Raw genomic sequence first — 265 nt, 5'->3', positions numbered from 1 at the left:
GTCCGTACGGGATTCGAACCCGTGTTACCGCCGTGAAAAGGCGGTGTCTTAACCCCTTGACCAACGGACCATATTCATAAATGGGCACGAGTGGACTCGAACCACCGACCTCACGCTTATCAGGCGTGCGCTCTAACCACCTGAGCTACGCGCCCAAGTTAAAAACTTGGTAATTTGAACAAAGTTCAAAGCGGGTGACGAGAATCGAACTCGCGACAACAGCTTGGAAGGCTGTAGTTTTACCACTAAACTACACCCGCTAAAA

General features: G+C 50.6%; 2 tRNA genes. Both read right to left on the bottom strand.

The features are described from left to right. Positions 1-81: 81 nt before the first annotated feature. Positions 82-155, bottom strand: a tRNA-Ile gene (locus tag SORDD05_RS09705). A gap of 34 nt (positions 156-189) precedes the next feature. Then, a tRNA-Gly gene (locus SORDD05_RS09700) sits at positions 190-260 on the bottom strand. Positions 261-265: the final 5 nt, after the last annotated feature.

The organism is Streptococcus oralis (assembly GCF_001578705.1).
GTDB lineage: Bacteria > Bacillota > Bacilli > Lactobacillales > Streptococcaceae > Streptococcus > Streptococcus oralis_J.
Note: the sequence above shows the minus strand (reverse complement) of the source record. Positions and strands in the feature narration are given on the sequence as shown.